The organism is Tychonema sp. LEGE 06208, from assembly GCF_015207505.1.
In the GTDB taxonomy this organism is placed as follows: domain Bacteria; phylum Cyanobacteriota; class Cyanobacteriia; order Cyanobacteriales; family Microcoleaceae; genus Microcoleus.
In genome coordinates this window covers 92,252-112,166 of the sequence record NZ_JADEWT010000002.1, presented here as the reverse complement: position 1 = coordinate 112,166, position 19,915 = coordinate 92,252, and the positions used below count along the sequence as shown (strand labels likewise).

Genomic DNA, 19,915 nt, shown 5'->3' with positions numbered 1-19,915 from the left:
CATTAGTCATTAGTCGATTTGAGATTTGAGATTTGAGATTTACTCCACAGATGAATCTGGCAGCTTGAACTTTTGTCTAAAATTTTGGGTTCGACCCTGACGCTCGCGTCGGCAAGCAAGTACCCGTTTTTGAGCGGGGTAATTCCCAAATCGCAAATCGCAAATTGTATTATTTTTGTTTGTAAAATGGAATTGTGACTATAAAGGTAGTGCCTAACCCTGTCTCGCTGGAAAATTCGATTTGACCTCCGTGCAAGTCTACACACTGCTTGACTATAGATAAACCCAGTCCTGTACCGGGGATTTTACCGACATTTTGGGCCCGGTAATAGGATTCAAATAGTTGTTCTTGGTCTTCTATCGGAATGCCAATGCCTGCGTCTTGAATTTTAAATGTAGCTTTTTCATGATAACAATTTAATTGAAAATAAATATTGCTTTCGGTAGGTGAGTATTTTACTGCATTAGAAAGCAAGTTTGTCAAGATGTGCCGCAGCAATTTGGGATCGAGTTCGGGATCGGGTTGTGTTTTCTCCGAATCGCGATCGGTTTTTTTCGCAGGCGGAGTTGATGGTCGGCAAATAAAGTTAATTTTACGATATTGTCCCTCACTAATTTTAATTGATTCTACTAATTCGCTGCAAAATTTTAGCAAGTCAACTGGTGCGGGATTGAATTGGAGTTTTCCGGCTTCGGCGCTGCTGAGCAACCGCACATCATCTAATAGGTGAGCCATGTGTTTAGATGCTGATTTAAGGTGTCCGAGATATTCTTGTTGTTCTGCGTGGGTGATTGAGTCGCCGTATTCTTTGAGGATTTGAGTAGCAAATAATACTGTATTTAAAGGATTGCCGAATTCGTGAGCGAGCATTGAAAAAAAACGAGATTTTATTTGTCTTAGTTCTTGCTCTTTTACCAAAGAACTACGAATTTCTATATCTTGTTGTTTGCGTTCTGTGATGTTTCTGCCGATATAGATGAAATCGTAAAGTCCTTGTAATTCTGTCTGAATTGCCGAACAGGAAAATTCTACCCAAATTTCTTCTCCTATTTTGGTAGTACAGACTACTTCCAGTTCTCGGAGCAGCTCTTTTTGAGACAAAATATAGCGATGGCGAGCTTGGTAAAGCAAGGTTTCTTCGACTACTATTTTGGAGAGTGGATGGTCGATTAATTCTGATTCACTATACCCAAATAACCCTTGTGCCGATTGATTGACTGTTTTGATAATTCCTAAGGTTGTTGTCACTAACAAAGCATCGCCCATCGAGCTAATAACTTTATCTATATAATCTTTAGAAGCTGCTAGGGCGCTTACCAACAGATTAGCTTCATTTGCTCTCTGAATTAATGATTGCTTCATTACCATTTTTTCGGTGGCATCTTCAATCAAAATGAGCAAATTATTTGCCACACCTTGTTCGTTTTCATGTTCTACTGCCAACATATCGAAGTATAAAGGGTGGTTGTTGTCGGCAAACCGAGCGATACCTTTGAGTTCAAAACTCGGCCGCCGTCCCATTGCGATGGAAATCAGGATATTTTCAATACCAATCAGTTCGGGAAAACTGATGCGAGCATCTGTGCCGGGGAGCGCGTCGCCGGGAGTATCGGCATAATGTTGTGCTTCGGCGGAGGTTTCCTGAATGATGAAGTTGTGATTTACTACCAGATACTCTGTTTGTCGCGGGCCCAAGAGTTTCTTAAAAAGGGGGTTCATGTTTGTTCTACCATTGTGTAAGCTAGTTTGTGGAAAATTTCGTCAACGTCTTGGCCTGTTTTGGCAGATGTGGTGTAAACTGCTATTACTTTGTCTTTAGCGATCGCGTGGGAGATTTCCACTAGCATTGCCAATTTTTCTTCGTCTATCAAGTCTATTTTGTTCAAGGCGATGATAATTAACCCTTTGGGATTGACTGAAGAAAAAAGCTTAATGTGTTCGGAGATTCGCTCAACTGTTTCGGTTCGGCTGACATCGGCAACGATTAAAACGCCGCTAGCTCCTTGCAAGTAAGTCGGTGCAATTCCTTTGAATTTTGTATGCCCTTCTAAGTCCCAAATCAGCAACTTGGCTGTGATATTTGCCTGCTGTTTTATATTTTCTAATGTAATAATTTTGCTGGAAATTTTGACTCCGACAGTGGAGAGGTACTCGTCGCTGAATTGCCGATCGACAAAACGGCGGATCAAGCTGGTTTTGCCCACGCCAAAGTCGCCGATCATGCACATTTTTTTAGATATAGTAACTGACATAATTATTTGCCGTTTGCGGTCTTAGTTATTGGTTCAAATATCACGCATCTGCTCAAAAGTAGCGGTTGATTGGGTTCTACGCCGTCGGGTGAATTGGGGCTGGCGATCGTTTGGAGGCGCTTGGGGTCTGCACCTTGCCGCACCAAAGCATCTCGCACTGCTGCGGCACGCCGGAGCGACAGCCGTTGATTTGTGGCAACTTCGCCAGTTCCATCGCTGTGCCCAATTATCTTAATATGTTTTTGAGGATATCGATCCATGAATTTTTTGACACTGGCGATGATTTCTGCGGATGTTGAGTCTAATTTCGCCGTTCCTGGGTCAAAGTAGATGCGGCTTAAGATCTGGAGCGGATCTAGTTTAATCGTGCTGACGACGGACTGAACGCCGGGAATTTGTTTTAGGGACTGAGCAATTTTTTGTGAGTCTGCAGCGTCGGTGACTGTGCCCTCTACTGTCACTTTGCGATCGCCATAGCGAGTAGAAATAGAAACGCCCTCCCTCTGGTTCAAAACAGCGGTAATCCGCTGCACCTCGCCGGCTGCCAAAACAGGGTCGGGAGGTACATCTACAGCGATAATTTGATTGTCTAATTTCAGATTTGGTACAGTTGATGCAGCTATTTTTGCGGCTTTTGCTCGCAATTGTGGATTTGGCAATTTTCCGGTTAACTTGAGAGTGTTGCCCTCAAGGTCGGCGTTTAAGCGGTAAACTGCTAATTCTGGCGTCGATGCTAAAGCTAAAGCGACATTTGCTACCAGGGGGCGGTCGATGCTGCGGCGGTACTGATACATTCCCCAAGGTACTAAGATTAAGCTGAGGGCGAGTAAACTGATCCCGGCTAGGGCGAGCGGGGGTTTTGTGGATTTTTCCTTGTCCAGGGGGTCGAATAAAGTTTTGATAAACGGGTGCAGCGACTCCGGTATAGTATCGGGGTCGCCGTTAAATTCGTGAATTAATTTAGCGTAATTAAGGATGAGATTACTAAGTGTTTTCCGCAGCTTGCTGATGAACGATTCTGGCGGTTCTCCTTTAATTACGACTGCAATGTAGCAGTATCCCGCTACTTCTAGCAAAATTTTTGAGTCGCCGTATTCAATTTGATTGAGTTCGGAAATTTCTCCCGGCACAACGATGCACTCGTTGACAAAGCTGCGAATAGCTGTGAGCATTCCTGCTACCATTTCTGATTCTAACTGGTAACTTTCGGAGTTTTGAACTTCGGAAATTATCAAGCCTGATGCTTTGTGAATTAAGAATACTGCTTGGATGGTAAAGGGTACTGATTCTTTGAGGATTAATTCGGCTTCGGAGACTCCTTGTACTTTGGAGCGAATTTTGCGCTTCACTCCTTCCACGCTCATGGCATTTGACACTTTTTCATTGATTGTCTTGATAGCTTCTGCCATGTATCTGGCAATAGTATTGCCTATGACGGGATAGAGGGCATCCACCATTGCATCTCGTTCGAGTTGTATTTGGGCTGTAATCGCTTTGCCCATTTCCGGAGCGAGGGCTTGGGCGATCGACTCTTGGTCAAGGCGAATTTGCTCTTTAATTGCCATGCCAATTTCTGGGGCGATCGCCTTAGCAATTTCTTGTGGCGAATTTTTTATTTGTTGAGCAAGGGCGTCTGGGAGCAATTCAGCGATCGCCGAACTCATTGCTGGCCTGTTTTCTACCGTTTTTGCCCTAATTACTTCATCAATAATTGGCACGATCGCGTTAACAACTTCTTCTCGGGAATCGGTAATTTTGCGGCTGAGAATTTCTGCGATCCAAGGCAGCATCAGCGCGATCAGTTCTTGGGGATCGTGGATTTGGTGTTCGAGTTTTCCTAATTTATCGTTGATAGTTACCATCAGGTGGCGCACACCGGGCAAGTCGTTTTGTTCGAGGAGATTTTTGACTTGCTCGATATCCGAGATTTGCGAGCCAAAAATCAGACTTTGCAGCCTTTCCATCGCGTTGTCGGCTTCATTTAAGTCTTGTTTAATTTCGCCTAATATTTCCGATCGCTGCGATATCGGTGTCGGCTGTTCTGGCAATTCTGACATCGATGGCCCAGAAGCAACCACCGCATCTAGATACATTTTTTCTGAGGGCTGTGAAGGTGCGGGAACTGCGGTATTTGGATTAGTTGCTGCGGGTGATTCTAGAGTTGGGCGATCGGACAAATCCTCTAAAGCGGTGTCTAAATCCTGGGATTTTTCCGCCTGTACGTACTGAGGATAATCTGAAATTGTCAAGTCAGGCGATTCTCTCTCAAACTCCGAAACATCTGCGGAAATATCTATAGTTTTAGCTGAGGAATAGTTTCTTTCCAGTTCAGAACTGTTGAGTTTTTGAGTAGGGAACAGCCAACTTTTCGACTCGCCTGCAACGGCCGGAAAATTTGTAGATTTGGGTTCGCCAGAGGCAGTTTTGTGCTGGACGCTCGCTGCAATTTCCTCTTGCTCTCGCTCAGAAATACCTAACAAATCCATCAACCCGCCGAGGGCTCCAGCTTGAGCTTTTTTGCCGATGCTGTGACTTTCGGAATCGGGATTTTGCTGCGCTGCAATTTCCTCTTGCTCTTGCCGAGAAATACCTGACAAATCCATCAACCCGCCGGTAGCTGCCGCTCGATGGTTTTTGCTGTTGCTGTCAGCTTCGGATTGGGGAGATTGAGTGTTTGAGGGAGCAGTTGTGGTAATTTCCTCAGCAGAAGCAGAGGAAATAGGTAACAAATCCATCAACCCGTCGAGGGCCCCAGCTCGATCGTTTTCGCTGTTGCTGTCACTTTCGCGATCGGAACTTTGCTGGTTTGAATCAGCAATAATTTTGAGATCGAGTAACAGATTCAGGAATGGTTCTAGCTGGGTTGCTGCGCTGGCAGCAGACTCGTCAGGTTGAGAAACAAAACCCTCTAGCTGATTTTCAACTTCTGGATTTTCTTTCGGTAAAGCCATGCGTGATTATCCGTGGTGGTGGCGCTCCGGCAACAAGAATTCGTTATTTAATTTATTATCAGTAACGCCTTTAAGTTCGGGGACAAATTCTGTTCCTTTGAGCCTCATGCCTAGTTCAAACAGAATTTCTGCCATGTCATCTCTGGAAACTTTAACGTCTCTGAGCATGGAAAAGCGGCGGTCGAGTTCTTCAAAAACCTGTGTTTTCAGAGTGCGGGTTTCTTCGGAGAGTCGCTCTCTGGTTTGGGAGAGTTCGTCGCGAATCGAACTGGTTTGATTGTCTATCGCTTCGTCGAGGGATTCTATGCTGCTGGAGAATTTGCGGTTAAGGCGATCGATTTGCTGGCGGAGGTCGGCGCTTTCTTCTTGCGTGTTTGAGGTAAGCGATTTAACTTTCTTTTCTAACGAATCAATTGCCACCTTCATTTCTGCGGATAGAACTGTTTTTATCTGTTCGATGCGAGCTTGGGTATCTTGCTGCATCATTGACAGCTCAGAATCTATTTTATCGAAGCGATTGTCGTATTCTCTAAGCTGCGCCCCGAAAATTATATCTCGAATCTGGTCTATATTTCCCAGCCGTTCGCGCATTTCTTCTTTAGTGATTTCTGCCATTTTTGTACCTCGAATCTCCCGATATTGTGAGTTTTAGAACTGTGTGGAATTTTTTGTTAATTTGCCTGTCGAGCATTTTAAGTAGGCTCTAAAGACGCGCCTGCAGCTTTTTCTGCGGTGATTTATTACAACAGTTGGCTGCACTACTTTTTTGACTTGACAGAACTCTATTGCTTGAAACTCTCACCCCTGTGTCGGGGAGGGGATTTTTTAGAGTTTTGACTCCTTTATATCCTGAGATTCAAATTCTTAGGGTGGGTTTTGTAACCTAAAATGGCGGTTTGCTATTCTTGCTTTGCAGCAAGCTCCTCAAGCTTAGAGTTTCCTGCTATACAGGGGATAGGTTTTAATGTCTTGTCTTGACTTTTCCATGATATCGCATCTTTGAGCGCCCTTGATGCCAGGGCATCTAGGTCACGGCAAAAAAAGGGGCAGACGCGATCGCACCAGTGCAACTATCTATAATATCCTGTCTTGTCGATTCACAACGATAAAATTGGTTTCTAGTGCAGACTAAGGTCCGCACTACGAACCGTTTTTGTTACGATCGTAGACCGAACGTGATAGGATCTATGGCTCGAAAGATTCAACTCGGCGGTTAAAATCAGGTCTGCACCAACTTTCCTCCGCATCCGCAGACTGAAGAATAAACATCGAACTTTCTCCCCATCTTCCTCTCAAAAAGCGTAGGGCCCGATCGACAGCGATCAGACCCAATAATATGAGAGCTTTGTTTTTTCTAACAAACGAGATGTGTTTCCGGTAAAGAACGATTACTTACTAGGGTTGACAATTTGTGCAACTTTACTTTTAATCCGCAAGCACAATAAGTCTGACTCGACGGCGGTTTGGCTTAACTGCGCGATCGCTAGTTTTGCCACTATTCCAAGTTGTGTTCGGTTAATTTCGGCTGCGCTGGGGAATCTAGACCGGAGACACCATGCCTATATCCTTGAACTTTGCTTCTAAATATAGCGACCTCCTGTTTCTTTCTGTCCCGGTGTCTATTATTAAGTTAGCACGAGCTTTCGGAGTAGTAAAGCACTATTTGCAAAACTTGATAGGTCTTTACATTACTACGTATAATGATATTAATATCCACATAGATGTAAGTTAGGACTCACGCACTCATCCGCAAAGAAACCGGGTTTTTTCATCGGGATTGAGGATTTACCAACCGTGTATTCTGGTTGAAAAATCGGGTTTCTGGACATAGGTGCGTCCGGGACTATAAATTCTATTGTTGCTACACCTTCAAATACTTAAGTGCTTTTCTCATGTCTATTTCTCCTAAATGTCTCAGTGGTAGCGAAATCCGCCAAACATTCCTCGACTTTTATGCCCAGCGGGGACATAAAATCTTGCCCAGCGCTTCTTTGGTACCGGAAGATCCGACAGTGTTGCTGACGATCGCCGGAATGCTACAATTCAAGCCAATATTTCTCGGTCAGCGCGCCGCCACTTCGCCGCGCGCCACAACTTCGCAAAAGTGCATCCGCACCAACGACATCGAAAACGTAGGCCGCACCGCCCGCCACCACACGTTTTTTGAGATGTTGGGTAACTTTAGTTTTGGGGATTATTTCAAGAAACAGGCGATCGCCTGGGCTTGGGAACTTTCCACGGAAGTTTTCGGTTTACCGCCCCAAAATTTGGTTGTGAGTGTTTTCCGAGAAGATGACGAAGCCTTTGCGATTTGGCGCGATGAAATTGGCATTCCGGGCGATCGAATTCAACGCATGGGAGAAGCAGACAATTTCTGGCAATCCGGCCCCACAGGCCCCTGCGGCCCGTGTTCGGAGATTTACTACGATTTTCACCCAGAAAGAGGCGACAATATCGATCTCGAAGATGATAGCAGGTTTATCGAATTTTATAACCTGGTTTTCATGCAGTACAATAAGGATGCAGAGGGCAATTTAACACCGCTGCAAAATCAAAATATTGATACTGGCATGGGACTGGAACGGATGGCGCAAATCCTCCAGAAAGTCCCCAATAATTACGAAACAGATTTGATTTTTCCGATTATTCAATCGGCGGCGGAAATTGCCGGAATTGATTACCACAATAGCGATGAAAAAGTCAAGGTTTCGCTGAAAGTAATTGGCGACCACATTCGGGCTGTGGTACACATGATTGCAGACGAAATTCGCGCGTCGAATGTGGGTCGGGGTTACATTTTGCGCCGGTTGATTCGCCGGGTGGTGCGCCACGGGCGGCTGATTGGGATTCAGGGTGAATTTACGGTGCGGGTGGCCGAAAGTGCGATCGCCCTTTCGGAAGCTGCGTATCCCAACGTGCGATCGCGCGAAGCTCAAATTAAGGCAGAATTAGCCAGGGAAGAGGCGCAGTTTCTCAAGACTTTGGAACGCGGAGAGAAGCTGCTGGAAGAAATTGTCGATCGCACAAAACAGCAAACCAACCAACAAATCAGCGGTCAAGATGCCTTCACCCTTTACGATACCTACGGTTTTCCCTTAGAACTGACACAAGAAATTGCTGAAGAACAGGGAATCACTGTCGATTTGGACGGCTTTGAAGTCGCGATGAAAGAACAGCAAACTCGCGCCAAAGAAGCTCATCAAACCATCGATTTAACCGTGCAGGGTTCTTTGGATAAGTTGGCTGAAACAATCCAGGGAACTGAGTTTGTTGGTTATGCTGAATTGTCGAGTTTAGCTGAGGTGGAAGTTATCTTAGTTGACGGCAAATCTGTGGAATCTGCAGAGGCGGGAACCGAGGTACAAATTGTGTTGAACCAAACGCCGTTTTATGCTGAATCCGGCGGACAAATTGGCGATCGAGGTTATTTGAAAAGCGGAGAAAATGGTGATGGTTTGTTGGTGAGAGTTGATGACGTGAAGAAAGAATCGGATTTCTTCGTGCATTTCGGCTTGGTGGAACGGGGAACCCTGAAAGTTGGCGATAGTATTACTGCGAAGATTGACAATAGCAGCCGCCGCCGAATTCAGGCCAACCACACAGCAACTCACTTATTACAATCAGCTTTGCGAAAAATTGTGGACGATTCGATTTCGCAAGCTGGTTCGCTGGTATCGTCAGAAAGATTGCGGTTTGACTTCAATTCTCCCCGCGCTGTCACCGCAGAAGAATTGCAAAAAATTGAGGATTTAATTAATAGTTGGATTGCTGAAGCCCACGCTGCGGAAGTTGCAGAAATGCCGATCGCCCAAGCGAGGGAAAAAGGCGCGACTGCGATGTTTGGCGAGAAGTACGGCGATGTGGTGCGGGTAATCGATTTTCCCGGCGTTTCGATGGAATTGTGCGGGGGGACTCACGTCAACAATACCGCAGAAATCGGGCTGTTTAAGATTGTTTCCGAGGCTGGGGTTGCGGCTGGTACTCGCCGGATTGAGGCGGTTTCGGGCCAAGCTGTTTTGGATTATTTGAATGTGCGAGACAGGGTTGTGCGCGATTTGGGCGATCGATTTAAGGCGAAGCCGGAAGAGTTACCCAACCGGATTACTAATTTGCAGAATGAGTTGAAGGATACTCAGAAACATTTGGCTGCTGTGAAGTCGGAATTGGCGATCGCGAAATCCGACCAGTTGCTAAATGCGGCTGAGGATCTCGGTGAATTCAAAATCATTGTAGCTCAATTGGGTGATGTGGATACAGAAGCCCTGAAAACTGCGGCCGAAAGATTGCAGCAAAAGTTAGGAAATGCTGCGGTAGTTTTGGCCTCAATTCCTGAACCGGATAAGGTAAGTTTGGTTGCAGCTTTTAGTCCAGAAGTCAATAAGAAAGGATTGCAAGCTGGCAAGTTTATCGGGGGAATTGCTCAACTTTGCGGCGGTAAAGGCGGCGGGCGGCCTAATTTGGCCCAAGCTGGCGGACGCGATGTTAGTAAGTTGCAGGAAGCCTTGGAAAGTGCTCGCAATTTGTTGATTGAAGGGTTGGGTTAGTTGACTGTTGACAGTTGACTGTTGACTGTTGACTGTTGACTGCTGGCTGTTGGCTGTTAAGAAGAAGGGCGGGCCCGCACCATCCACCGCCCCTACTGACTAATGATATCAAATCCGGTAGCATCGGAATGATTCAGATATATATTCTCGGACTCTGTGTACTCTGTGTTCTAGCGCCGGTTAAATCACCTGACGATGCAACGGTCAACGATATGACTAATAACCAATAACCAATAACCAATAACCAATAACCAATAACCAATAACCAATAACCAATAACCAATAACTAATAACCAATAACCGATAACCAATAACCAATAACCAATAACCAATAACCAATAACCAATAACCGATAACCAATAACCAATAACCAATAACCAATAACCAATAACCAATAACCAATAACTAATAACCAATAACTACTGCTTTTCGCCCAAAATAGCATAAACCACAGTCTCTTCTTGTTTGCCCCGTAATTGAATCGATCCTACTTTTTGGCCTTCGTAGCGATCGCACACGTAATCAAAAGTCTTCCCCGTCACCAACAAATTAAAAGGACTGTCAGAAACAATTTGCTTATTCATCGCCTCCAATCTAGCGGCAACATTGACAGCATCGCCGATCACAGAATAATTCAAACGCCGGGAACCGCCAACGCTACCAGCAATTAACTGTCCGGTATGCAAACCTATGCCAAACTTAATTAAAGGTTTGCGTTCAATTCTCAGCTTCTGGTTAATTTCGTTCAGTTTTTCGTGCATGGCGATGCAAGCCGCAACTGCATTCAAAGCATCTTGTTGAATTGCGGGATATTCTGTTTGGCAAAAAGGCACTCCAAAAACTGCCATAATTGCATCGCCGATGTACTTATCGACAACGCCGCCGTGATCCATAATACAGTCAGTCATCGCTTCTAAATAATTGTTCAGCCAGGTGAGTAAATCCCGCGCGGGCATTTTTTCGGAAATCGAAGTAAAACTGCGAATATCCATAAACAGCACAGTTGCTGTAAGTTCTTGAGGTTCGAGTTCTCCTTGTTCAAATATCTCCGCTTTGCGCTTCCAAATAAGCTGAGCAGTTTCGGGGGCGACGTGCTTTTCAAACAACCTCATTAACTGCTGTTTTTCGTATTGTTCCCGCAGTTGCAAAGCAGTGCTTGATAATATTAAAGTGCCGATGGGTGCGGCAATGGGAATCCACCAAAAATAGTAGCTAAATAATACAGCAGCGGCGGCAATCCAAACGACAGGTAAACCGAGGGTGATCGCAATTCTCTCTTTAACACCTCGGTTGCACAGAACCAAAGCCGTCAGCGGCCCAATTCCCAACAATAAAAAAAATTCTAACAGTACCGGTAGCCGCTGCAGCAAGCGTCGATCGAGTAAATTGTCAATCAACGCCGCATATAAATAAACCCCAGCCGTAGTTTTGTTGAGAGGGGTAGATATCTGATCGACACCGGTAGCGACGACACCAACTAAGACTAATTTATTCGCGAAAGCATTTTCAGGAATTCTACCTTTTACAACATCAACAAAAGCGTAGGTTGGTAGATTTTTTGTTTTCCCTGGCCAGTTAATCCAGACTTTTTGGTCTTGCATATTTTCTGGCTGCGGTAGCAATACAGGATTTTGCGGGTTAGCAGCATTATACCTCTGAACCATTGCTAAACCGAAATTAGGAATAGATCCCAGAAACATTGTTGAATCGCGGCTAATGCCGTCGCTGTTGGCCTCGTGCATTATGTGTCCGACACCTGCGGCTACTGCTTTTAAAGATGCTACTGGTTCTTCTTTGGTGGTTCTCGGGAGTACAACTTTGCCATTGGCGGCGATCGCCTCCGCTAAAATATCATCTTTCGGACTCGGATCGAGAAAAAGAATGTCGAAGCCAATTGCTGTGGGGGGAGATTTTTTCAGCGCCTGCAGCAATTCGGCGTAGCGATTGCGCGGCCAAGGAAATTTACCGTATTCCTGCAAGCTTTGGGGTTCGATCGCAATTACGGCAATTCTCGAATCCCACCCTGGATTTGGCAAAATTCCCGATTCTCGAATTTCAAATAGTGTTTTGTATCCTAAATAGTCTAGGGGTTTCCACATTCCCAAGTGCAGCATTAGTACAGAAACTACGCCTGCTAAAGCACCTGTCATCCAGGGAGGATTTGTGATTATATATTGCCGGATGGCGATGGGTTGACGTTTGAAATGCTCAATCAGTTTTTTGAACTTCATGCAATTAATATAACACTATAATTGATATCAAATTATCTCTTTATCGGAATAGTAAATTCACTATTAACTGTTAACTGTTGACTGTTGACTGTTAACATTATGTATGAGTGCAACCGGAATTGATATGACATTCGCGTCCGAGGTTCGAGAAAATTTATGCTATTGAACTTTTACAATACCGCAAGCACAAAGCGCGGGTGCAAATTTTGTTTATTTTGACTGCACAGATTCACCGCTAAATGCTTCGTCTGTAAACGAAATTATCAAGCCAAGCGTCGCCGATTACCATAATAAAAAAGGTTAGTAATGCGGACTGAATTCCGCACTAATAACCAATTTTTGAACTGTAAATTTACCGGATACTATTCTATTTTGCGGACTCAAGTCCACACTACTAACCTTTTTCTGAACTGTAAATTTACCGGACACTATTCTATTTTGCGGACTCAAGTCCGCACTACTAACCTTTTTTCGATCGGTCAATTGAGTTGAAACTGGTGTCATATCTCAGATCTAACTCCTTACAGCTAGATAGGCTGTTTAGGGCACTACAAGGATGTAATGCCGTTGTCTGACGGAGGGGGCTAGCACTACGATGTTGAGGCGGCGGCTGGGAGGTAAAACCCCTTGGATCTTGAACTTGCCGTCTCGATCGATCTTAATCGCTTCGTTATTGACATAAATTATGTCGATCGGGTTAATTTGACCGCTGAGGCGATAGATATTGCCACTGAGTCTGAACAAACTGCGGACTTGGAGTTCTGCTAGGTGAGGGCTTGTTGAGGTGGGCGCGGGAGGAGATTGACGGAAAATTGTCGTCGCGCTGCCGCCGTTGACAACGACTTCGGAGTCGGTGCTCCCGGATACTGCGACGGCACCTTCAATAGTTTCGACTGAGGTTTTGCCGTCGCTGACGCTGACACCAAAGGAAGTGCCGCGCACTCCGGCCACGCCTTCGGGGGTTTCTACCCTGACAGGGGCGGTTCTGGCAGATTTTTTTTGTTGGGCAATTTGAATCGAATTTCCGAGTCCGCTGAAGGTATTGAGGGCGGCAATTTGGTTCGGCGGGATAATTGTTGAGGTGTTGGTTGCGGGAGTTGTCGCATTTGTTTTGCTGACGGACAACCTGACTCGCCCCCTGCTGACAAAAATGGCTGTCTCTTTTTCGCCCTCTGCACTACCAGATAAATTGGATATTCTGACTGCGGTGTTTTCGGCAACTTCCACGATGCCGCCGTTGTTGTCGATCGCGATCCTGGCTGTGGAATCTGCGCCGGTGATGATTTCATCTCCGGGTTCTGTGAGCCGATCGCCCGCCACTGCTGATCTGCCCTTAAAGCTGACAGTACCGCGAATTTCAGTAATTTGGAGCGATCGTGGGGCCGCTGTTCCCTGAGCGTTTATGGTTGCTGCTGGGGATGGATTAGCCGCCGATTCTGCCGGATTTTTTGGATATGTTGAGTCGCTCGGCTTTGCTGGCGGTCGAGGATCTGAGACAATTTTAGTAAAGTTTGACTGCTGTTTGAGGGATGGAGAGATCGGACTGGCGATCGCCCCGCTCCATGCCGGCAGACAGGCCAACACAGCCAAGGACAAACTTCTCAACGGAATTTTGCTCGATCGCCAGCACGTAAAAATTTTCTTCATAATTTCGATTTTGTCATTTTGAAGTTCCTACACTTCATTTCCTTTCTTAGACTCCCTACATCCGGCAATCGTTCCACTTTTTATTCTATCAAACAGCAGCCAAAATAAGCTTTCTCAGCATCAACTCTTACCATTAAATCTTCTGTTTATTGTGAAGTTTTAGTAAAGTTTTACAACGTGCCCGTTGACTAAACTCCGACCTTGGGGAAATTTTATCTGCCACACTCAAAGTCTTTTATAGCAAGAGTTTGCGCCGATGTCAAGGTTCATGGATGAGTATTTGTATATAACAAACATAAAATTTATTACTGCTAGTGAGTGCTTTTTGCATTCGGCCGGAAGGATGAATAATTGGGTAGAAATATTGTAATTGTGGGAGTTAATAAAAAAATATTTTTGCAAAGCGATAAAAAATAATGATCTGTAGCAGTGCGGCTGGGTCTGGCGAGTGAAGCTTGCTGCTGTGGAACCGTAGGTCGTCGGCGATCGCGATCGAGCAACTCGGACTAGAATACCGTCTTTTCGGAAAAGTTGGTCGAAATTTCGATCCAAAAATCGTCTGGGGCGATCGGTCTGCTGGTGTTGCTGTTCGATCGAGTCCGCCAAACTGTAAAATGGACGCTTGTATAGAGGTTATATAGAGCAGGAGAACAATTTCAGTGGCAATAGAAGTAGGTCAGAGAGTTAAGGTGCGCCGTCTCAGAGATCGGATACCTGCAAATATCGTGGGCAAGATCAAGGAAAATCCCGTCGGCACCGTTGACGGATTCAGAATGGTTGACGGCAGTGGAGTAGGCGTGATTGTGAAGTTTAACGGTTTTGCGACTTGGTTCTTTGAAGATGAGCTAGAACCGGTTTAGCAGAAGTCAAGCGTGAAGTTCGGCTTCCGCCGCCATGTACGGGATGTCAAGGATGTAACGGATACTGAGGTTCGAGGTTCGAGAGAAGAAGGAAAATTTTTTCACACTCCCCTACTCCCTCACTCCCGTTCTCCTCTACTCCCGTTCTCTGACTGACAGTTACGGTAAATGTTAAGTAGCACGCTTGGGCGCGGACATAAAAACGTGCTATATTTTTATCCATAAAAAACCCGCGCTGGCGGGTTTTAATTTGTTGGGAATTGGCTGGAAGTAAGAGCGGACTGGTAAGGGCTGGGCGGGTTGATATCATTTGTCGATAATTATCAAATATCAGGCGCGAAGGAACCCCTACAAAACTTGAAATAATACCAGTCGGGTACTACCGGACTTGATATTAAAGCGATCGATAAACGCGATAGTTGATCTCAGGAAAAATGTTGTCAATCTCTTCGACCTTCTCCAACCAACCGGAATCGACTTTACCTTCTTTGACTTCATCGTACAGCTTGTGAAAGCGCATTAAGTGCGATCGAGTCCGCCGCACCGCATAGGGAACCATCGTCCCAGTCCGCATGATAAAGGCCCAGTCAGACGATTGAGCTAACAGCACTTCCCGCGCGGCCTGGTTCAAAGCCCGATACTGCAATTCGTCCTCCGGTTCCATACTTCCCAACTCAATCATCCGTTCCGCAGCTTTGTGCAAGTGCGGGTAAATCCAAGCATTGGTATCGTTGAGCCAATACTCGTGAAAACCCCGGAAACCCCAACTCGACTGCGACGGACGGCAAACTTGCTGATTCGGATTTCCCCGCAAATAATCGGCTAAATGCGTCATCTCGTAGGTATTTTGGTCGTACCAACTCTTGCGGAACAAGTAATCTAAGAACCAAGGCCCTTCGTACCACCAGTGACCGAAAAGTTCCGCGTCGTAAGGCGATACAATAATCGGCGGGCGCTGCATGATGCCGTTGAGGTGTTCGACTTGCCGCTCGCGGTTGAAAGCAAAGTTGCTGGCGTGTTCGGCTGTTTTTTCCCGCGCCCAGTACGGATCGTATAACTGTTTGTCGCCTAAACCCAATCCGCGACCGGTGATTTTGTGATACTTAATCCCGGTGTTTTTGCGCTGGCCGTTGGGCATGATGTAGGGTTTGATGTAGTCGTATTCGGCTTCCCAACCCAAATCTTTGTAGAATTCTCGGTATTCGGCTGCGCCGGGATAGCCGACTTCGGAAGACCAAACCTGCTGCGATGATTCGTGATCTCGACCGAAGGCTGCTACTCCGCATTCGGTGAAAATTGGCGCGTAGCTACCGTAGCGGGGACGGGGGCGGGCGTAGAGAATGCCGTGACCGTCTGTGAGAAAGTAGCGGAGACCGGCATCGGCTAACATCCTCTCTAAGCCTTCGTAATAGGCGCATTCGGGCAGCCAAATACCTTTTGGTCGGCGGCCGAAGTTTTGTTCGTAGCTTTCGCAGGCTACTTGTATTTGCGCCCAAACTGCCTCGGGGTACATTTTCATCAGCGGTAAGTAGCCGTGGGTGGCCCCGCAGGTCATGATTTCGAGGTTGTTGCTGTCTTGGAATTTTTTGAAGGCTTTGACTAAATCTCGATCGCACTTTTCCCAATAATTGCGAACTTGAGAGAAGTGGGCGGCGTAATGTTCGCCTAAATATCGGAGATGACCGTTGCCGCTGTTGTGTTCAATTTCGAGATCCGCTAGTTCTTCGAGTTTCGCTAAGTGGTTGTCGAAGCGGTCTTGCAGTAATGGGTCGCGCAGCATCGCCACCAAGGGCGGTGTCATGCTCATGGTAATTTTAAAGTCTATGCCGTCGCGAAGCAGCCCCTCAAAGACTTGCAGTAGGGGAATGTAGGTTTCGGCGATCGCCTCAAACAGCCATTCTTCTTCTAAAACGTAGTCGCTTTCGGGGTGGCGGACAAAAGGCAGGTGGGCGTGGAGAACGAGGGCGAGGTAGCCAATAGTCATAGCGATTTCGATGCCGTAGTTATTAACTGACGCCAGTAGTTAGGGACAGCTTTAAAATATTTTAAGATTTTATGCTGAAATGGGACGCACAAAATGCCGTGTTTTTTTAATGACCTTTTTCTAAAAAACTCAATGTCAGCAAATCTTGAGTTTCGGCTTGCTGTCGGATCAGAATTGCTGCTGTTTGAGAGTCTACTGGCTTGGAAAAAAAGAATCCTTGGGCGAACTCGCATTTTAATCCTTTGAGTATAGATAGTTGCGAGGCTTCTTCGACTCCTTCGGCTACCACATCCATGCCCAAATTGTGCGACAAAGTAACGATCGACCGCACAATCTCTGTCGGGTCAATACTTCCTTTGCTTAGGTCGAACTCGCCTCCCATTCTGCTGACAAAAGATCGGTCTATTTTTAAGGTATTGGTGGGGAAGCGGTGCAGGTAGGACAGGGATGAATAGCCGGTGCCGAAGTCGTCGATGCAAAGGTGTATGTTTCTGGCTCTAAGCTGCACCAGCATTGCTGTTACTGAGTCGGAATTTTCTATGAGTACGCTTTCGGTAATTTCTAGTTTTAAACTGCTACCGTCGAGGTGACTTTCTTCGAGAACTAGATCGATATATTCGATTAAATCTGGCTGAGAAAACTGTTTGACTGAAAGGTTGACGTTGACGCTTAAGGGCGGGTTGTTTTGAAATAGTTGCTGCCACTGGCGGATTTGCTGGCAAGCTGTGCGTAGCACCCAACGGCCGAGGGCTACGATTAATCCGGTTTCTTCGGCGATGGGAATAAATTCAACTGGGGAAATTAAGCCGCGTTCTGGATGCTGCCAGCGCACTAGGGCCTCGAAACCGTTAATTGTGTTATTGGCGATGCTGACGATCGGCTGATAGTGAATGATAAACTGGGGGGCTGCGGATAAGGGAGGTAAGCCCGATCGCGTGCATGGATTACATTCTTGTTCTATGGCTTGGTCTCTAATTGATTCGATCGCCCGCCGCAAGTCATTTTCTAGCTGCAACAGTCGCAAAGCGTGGGCGTGCATGGAACTGTTAAAAACTTCGTGTCGGGCTCGGCCGAGTTTTTTGGCGCGGTACATGGCGGTGTCGGCGTCGCGCAGCAGGTTTGTCGTTTCCAGGTCTTCATCAGAACTCAAAGCAATGCCGATGCTGGCGGTGATAAAGACTTCGTGTCCGTCTAGCAAAATCGGAGAGGTGATTTGCTGTTGCAGGCGGTTGACAATGCTACTAGCTTCATTTACGCCGTCGATATCTTCCAGCAAAAGCACGAATTCGTCTCCCCCGATGCGGGCTACTGTATCTCCGGGCCTGAGACAAGCTTCTAGACGGCGGGCGATCGCCACTAGCAGTAGATCGCCGATGGCGTGGCCGAGGGAATCGTTGACGACTTTAAATCGGTCTAAATCTAGAAACAGCACGGCAAACAAGTAGTCTGTGCGCCTTTTTGCCAGCCTCACAGAGTGTTCTAGCCGATCGATAAATAGCGATCGGTTGGGTAATCCGGTGAGGGCGTCATGAAAAGCATCGTGCAGCAGTTGTTCTTCGGCGAGTTTGCGCTGAGTGATGTCGTGACAGTTGATCACGATTCCCTTGACAGCAGGATCGTGCAGCAAGTTGGTGGCTACAGCTTCTACATAACACCAAGAACCGTTGCGGTGGCGGACTCGATACTCAACTGGGGACTGGCTTCTTTTGGGGTTTTGAAGGGCTTTGTGGAGGGTTTGGGCGATCGTGGCGCAGTCGTCTGGGTGAACTGTCCCTAGGGCGCTGCGCCCGATCGCCTTATGGGGCGCGTATCCTAAAATTCGCTTCACCGAAGGGCTGATGTAGCGAAAGATTCCCTCGCCGTCAAGAATGATCGTGATGTCTGTAGCGTTTTCAATCAGCGATCGAAATCGCTGTTCGCTTTGCCGCAGCGCTGATTCGGCAAATTTCCGATCGCTGATATCGAGGGTTACTCCGTCTATAACTACGTCGCCGTTTTTGTTATGAGAAAATTTGGCGCTATCTTGCACCCACTTGGTTTCGCCGGAATTCAAGACAATCCGGTACTGGCGATCGTAGTGTTCTAGATTGTCACACGATGTTGCTACGCTGCCGTCAAACAAGGTTTTGTCCTCTGGATGAATGATTTCGGTCAATAGTTGCGGGCACGCCATGACTTCTGCAGGATCGAAGCCAGTAAGTTCGCGCACCCCTGGACTGATGTAGGGCATCGACATCTTGCCGTCTGGATGCAACACGGCGCGGTAGACTGAGCCGGGAATGTTGGCTGCCATCGTGGCTAGTTGCTGCTGAATGCCGCGGACTTCTGCTTCGGCGCGCTTGCGTTCTGCTAGTTCGGTTTGGGCCGTTTGGTAGAGTTCGGCTTGATGGATCGCGATCGCGCACTGATCGGCAATAGCTTTGACTAGCGACAGTTCTTCGGCATTCCAAGAGCGCGGTCGATCGCACTGATAGAGGCAAATTCCTCCTAAAAATGATTGCTGGTAGAGCAGCGGTGCGATCGCGATCGCGCGAAACCCTAAGAATTCGGCTGCTGCTTGCAGGGACGGGGCCAGACTCGATAACTCGGTGATCGTGATCGTTTCTCCGCGGCCGAGGGAGGAGCGATAGTATTGAGCAAATTCGCAATTTAGACCGATCGCCAGTTCTCTGCCGACTGCCTTTGAGCTCATGTAGCGAATCGCGATCCCGCCTGCGGTATCTGGCTGCAAAATCGCGCAGCCGCTAATTTCTAGAGCTTCATGCAGTTGATCTGCGGTGGTTTGCAGCACTTCGTCGAGTACGAGGGTGCAGCGCATGGCTTGAACGATGCGGTTGACGATCGCCTCGCGAGTCGCTTGACGCTGAATTTGGGCGATCGCCTCTTGCTGCTGGCGGCGCATTTTGTATTCTTGGAGCGATCGTTCTAATACTGTTGGCAACCTAAACAGACGCCCTTTTAATACATAATCGGTCATGCCGGCTTTGATGCACTCAACTGCCGCTTCTTCTCCCAAACTTCCCGTTACTAAAATAAATGGTATGTCTTGCCCCAATTCCTGCATTAACTTCAACACTTCTAAACCGTTGAATTCCGGGAGGCGGTAATCTGACAGCACAGCATCGTAATTGCTATTTTGGAGCATTTGTCTGCACTCTGCTGCTGTTTCTGCTGTATCGAAATTAAAATTAACTCCGCCCGCTTCTAAGGCTACTTCTATTAATTCTATATCTTCTGCCATGTCTTCTATTATCAACAATTTTAATGTTGATTCGGCTACCATTTTAAGTAAAGAATCGGTCGAGTTTCTATTTAACATACAGTTTTTCGTAATCTTTAAATGGTGTTTTTTTTGCTATATGTCATTTCTGAAATTTACTTTCATTGAGCTTTCTAAATTTTTAAGTTATTTTTGGGACGATTTATTATCTATTCTCAAGACCTT

The 19,915-nt window shown here is 46.5% G+C and carries 11 protein-coding genes; 2 read left to right on the top strand and 9 right to left on the bottom strand.

Annotated elements, in window-relative coordinates:
- Positions 1-169 precede the first annotated feature (169 nt).
- Genes IQ263_RS01230 through IQ263_RS01215 form a run of 4 tightly spaced genes read right to left on the bottom strand, consistent with a single transcriptional unit; the run spans position 170 to position 5,819 of the window.
- Entirely contained in the window at positions 170-1,720 is a 1,551-nt protein-coding gene (locus tag IQ263_RS01230; protein ID WP_194065788.1) for a PAS domain-containing sensor histidine kinase, read from the bottom strand.
- Positions 1,717-2,253 (bottom strand): Rab family GTPase, encoded by a 537-nt coding sequence (locus IQ263_RS01225; protein WP_194065787.1) that lies wholly within the window; start codon positions 2,251-2,253, stop codon positions 1,717-1,719. The genes IQ263_RS01230 and IQ263_RS01225 overlap by 4 nt, the downstream gene beginning before the upstream one ends.
- A gap of 2 nt (positions 2,254-2,255) precedes the next feature.
- Positions 2,256-5,204, bottom strand: a complete 2,949-nt coding sequence (locus tag IQ263_RS01220; protein ID WP_194065786.1) for an OmpA family protein — start codon at positions 5,202-5,204, stop codon at positions 2,256-2,258.
- 6 nt (positions 5,205-5,210) lie between these two features.
- Positions 5,211-5,819 (bottom strand): hypothetical protein, encoded by a 609-nt coding sequence (locus IQ263_RS01215; protein WP_194065785.1) that lies wholly within the window; start codon positions 5,817-5,819, stop codon positions 5,211-5,213.
- A gap of 1,277 nt (positions 5,820-7,096) precedes the next feature.
- Here IQ263_RS01215 and alaS point away from each other — a divergent pair.
- On the top strand, positions 7,097-9,748 hold the full coding sequence (gene alaS, locus IQ263_RS01210) for an alanine--tRNA ligase (protein ID WP_194065784.1): 2,652 nt from the start codon (positions 7,097-7,099) through the stop codon (positions 9,746-9,748).
- Positions 9,749-10,167: 419 nt separating this feature from the next.
- Here the strand turns inward: alaS and IQ263_RS01205 are convergent, their stop codons facing one another.
- Positions 10,168-11,979 carry a CHASE2 domain-containing protein gene (locus tag IQ263_RS01205; RefSeq protein WP_194065783.1) on the bottom strand — a complete coding sequence of 604 codons (1,812 nt, stop codon included), beginning with the start codon at positions 11,977-11,979 and terminating at the stop codon, positions 10,168-10,170.
- Positions 11,980-12,519: 540 nt separating this feature from the next.
- On the bottom strand, positions 12,520-13,626 hold the full coding sequence (locus IQ263_RS01200; protein ID WP_194065782.1) for a FecR family protein: 1,107 nt from the start codon (positions 13,624-13,626) through the stop codon (positions 12,520-12,522).
- A 659-nt stretch (positions 13,627-14,285) separates the two neighbouring features.
- On the opposite strand from IQ263_RS01200, the gene petP reads away from it, so the two are divergent.
- Positions 14,286-14,486, top strand: coding sequence for a cytochrome b6f subunit PetP (petP, locus tag IQ263_RS01195; RefSeq protein WP_194065781.1), 201 nt, complete (start codon positions 14,286-14,288; stop codon positions 14,484-14,486).
- Positions 14,487-14,532: 46 nt separating this feature from the next.
- Here the strand turns inward: petP and IQ263_RS01190 are convergent, their stop codons facing one another.
- The 3 genes from IQ263_RS01190 to IQ263_RS01180 all read right to left on the bottom strand — a co-directional run bounded on the left by IQ263_RS01190 (position 14,533) and on the right by IQ263_RS01180 (position 19,753).
- Positions 14,533-14,796, bottom strand: a complete 264-nt coding sequence (locus IQ263_RS01190) for a hypothetical protein (protein WP_194065780.1) — start codon at positions 14,794-14,796, stop codon at positions 14,533-14,535.
- Positions 14,797-14,880: 84 nt separating this feature from the next.
- Entirely contained in the window at positions 14,881-16,470 is a 1,590-nt protein-coding gene (locus IQ263_RS01185; RefSeq protein WP_194065779.1) for a glycoside hydrolase family 57 protein, read from the bottom strand.
- 106 nt (positions 16,471-16,576) lie between these two features.
- Positions 16,577-19,753: an EAL domain-containing protein gene (locus tag IQ263_RS01180; protein WP_228049706.1), complete on the bottom strand. Its 3,177-nt coding sequence runs from the start codon at positions 19,751-19,753 to the stop codon at positions 16,577-16,579.
- Positions 19,754-19,915: the final 162 nt, after the last annotated feature.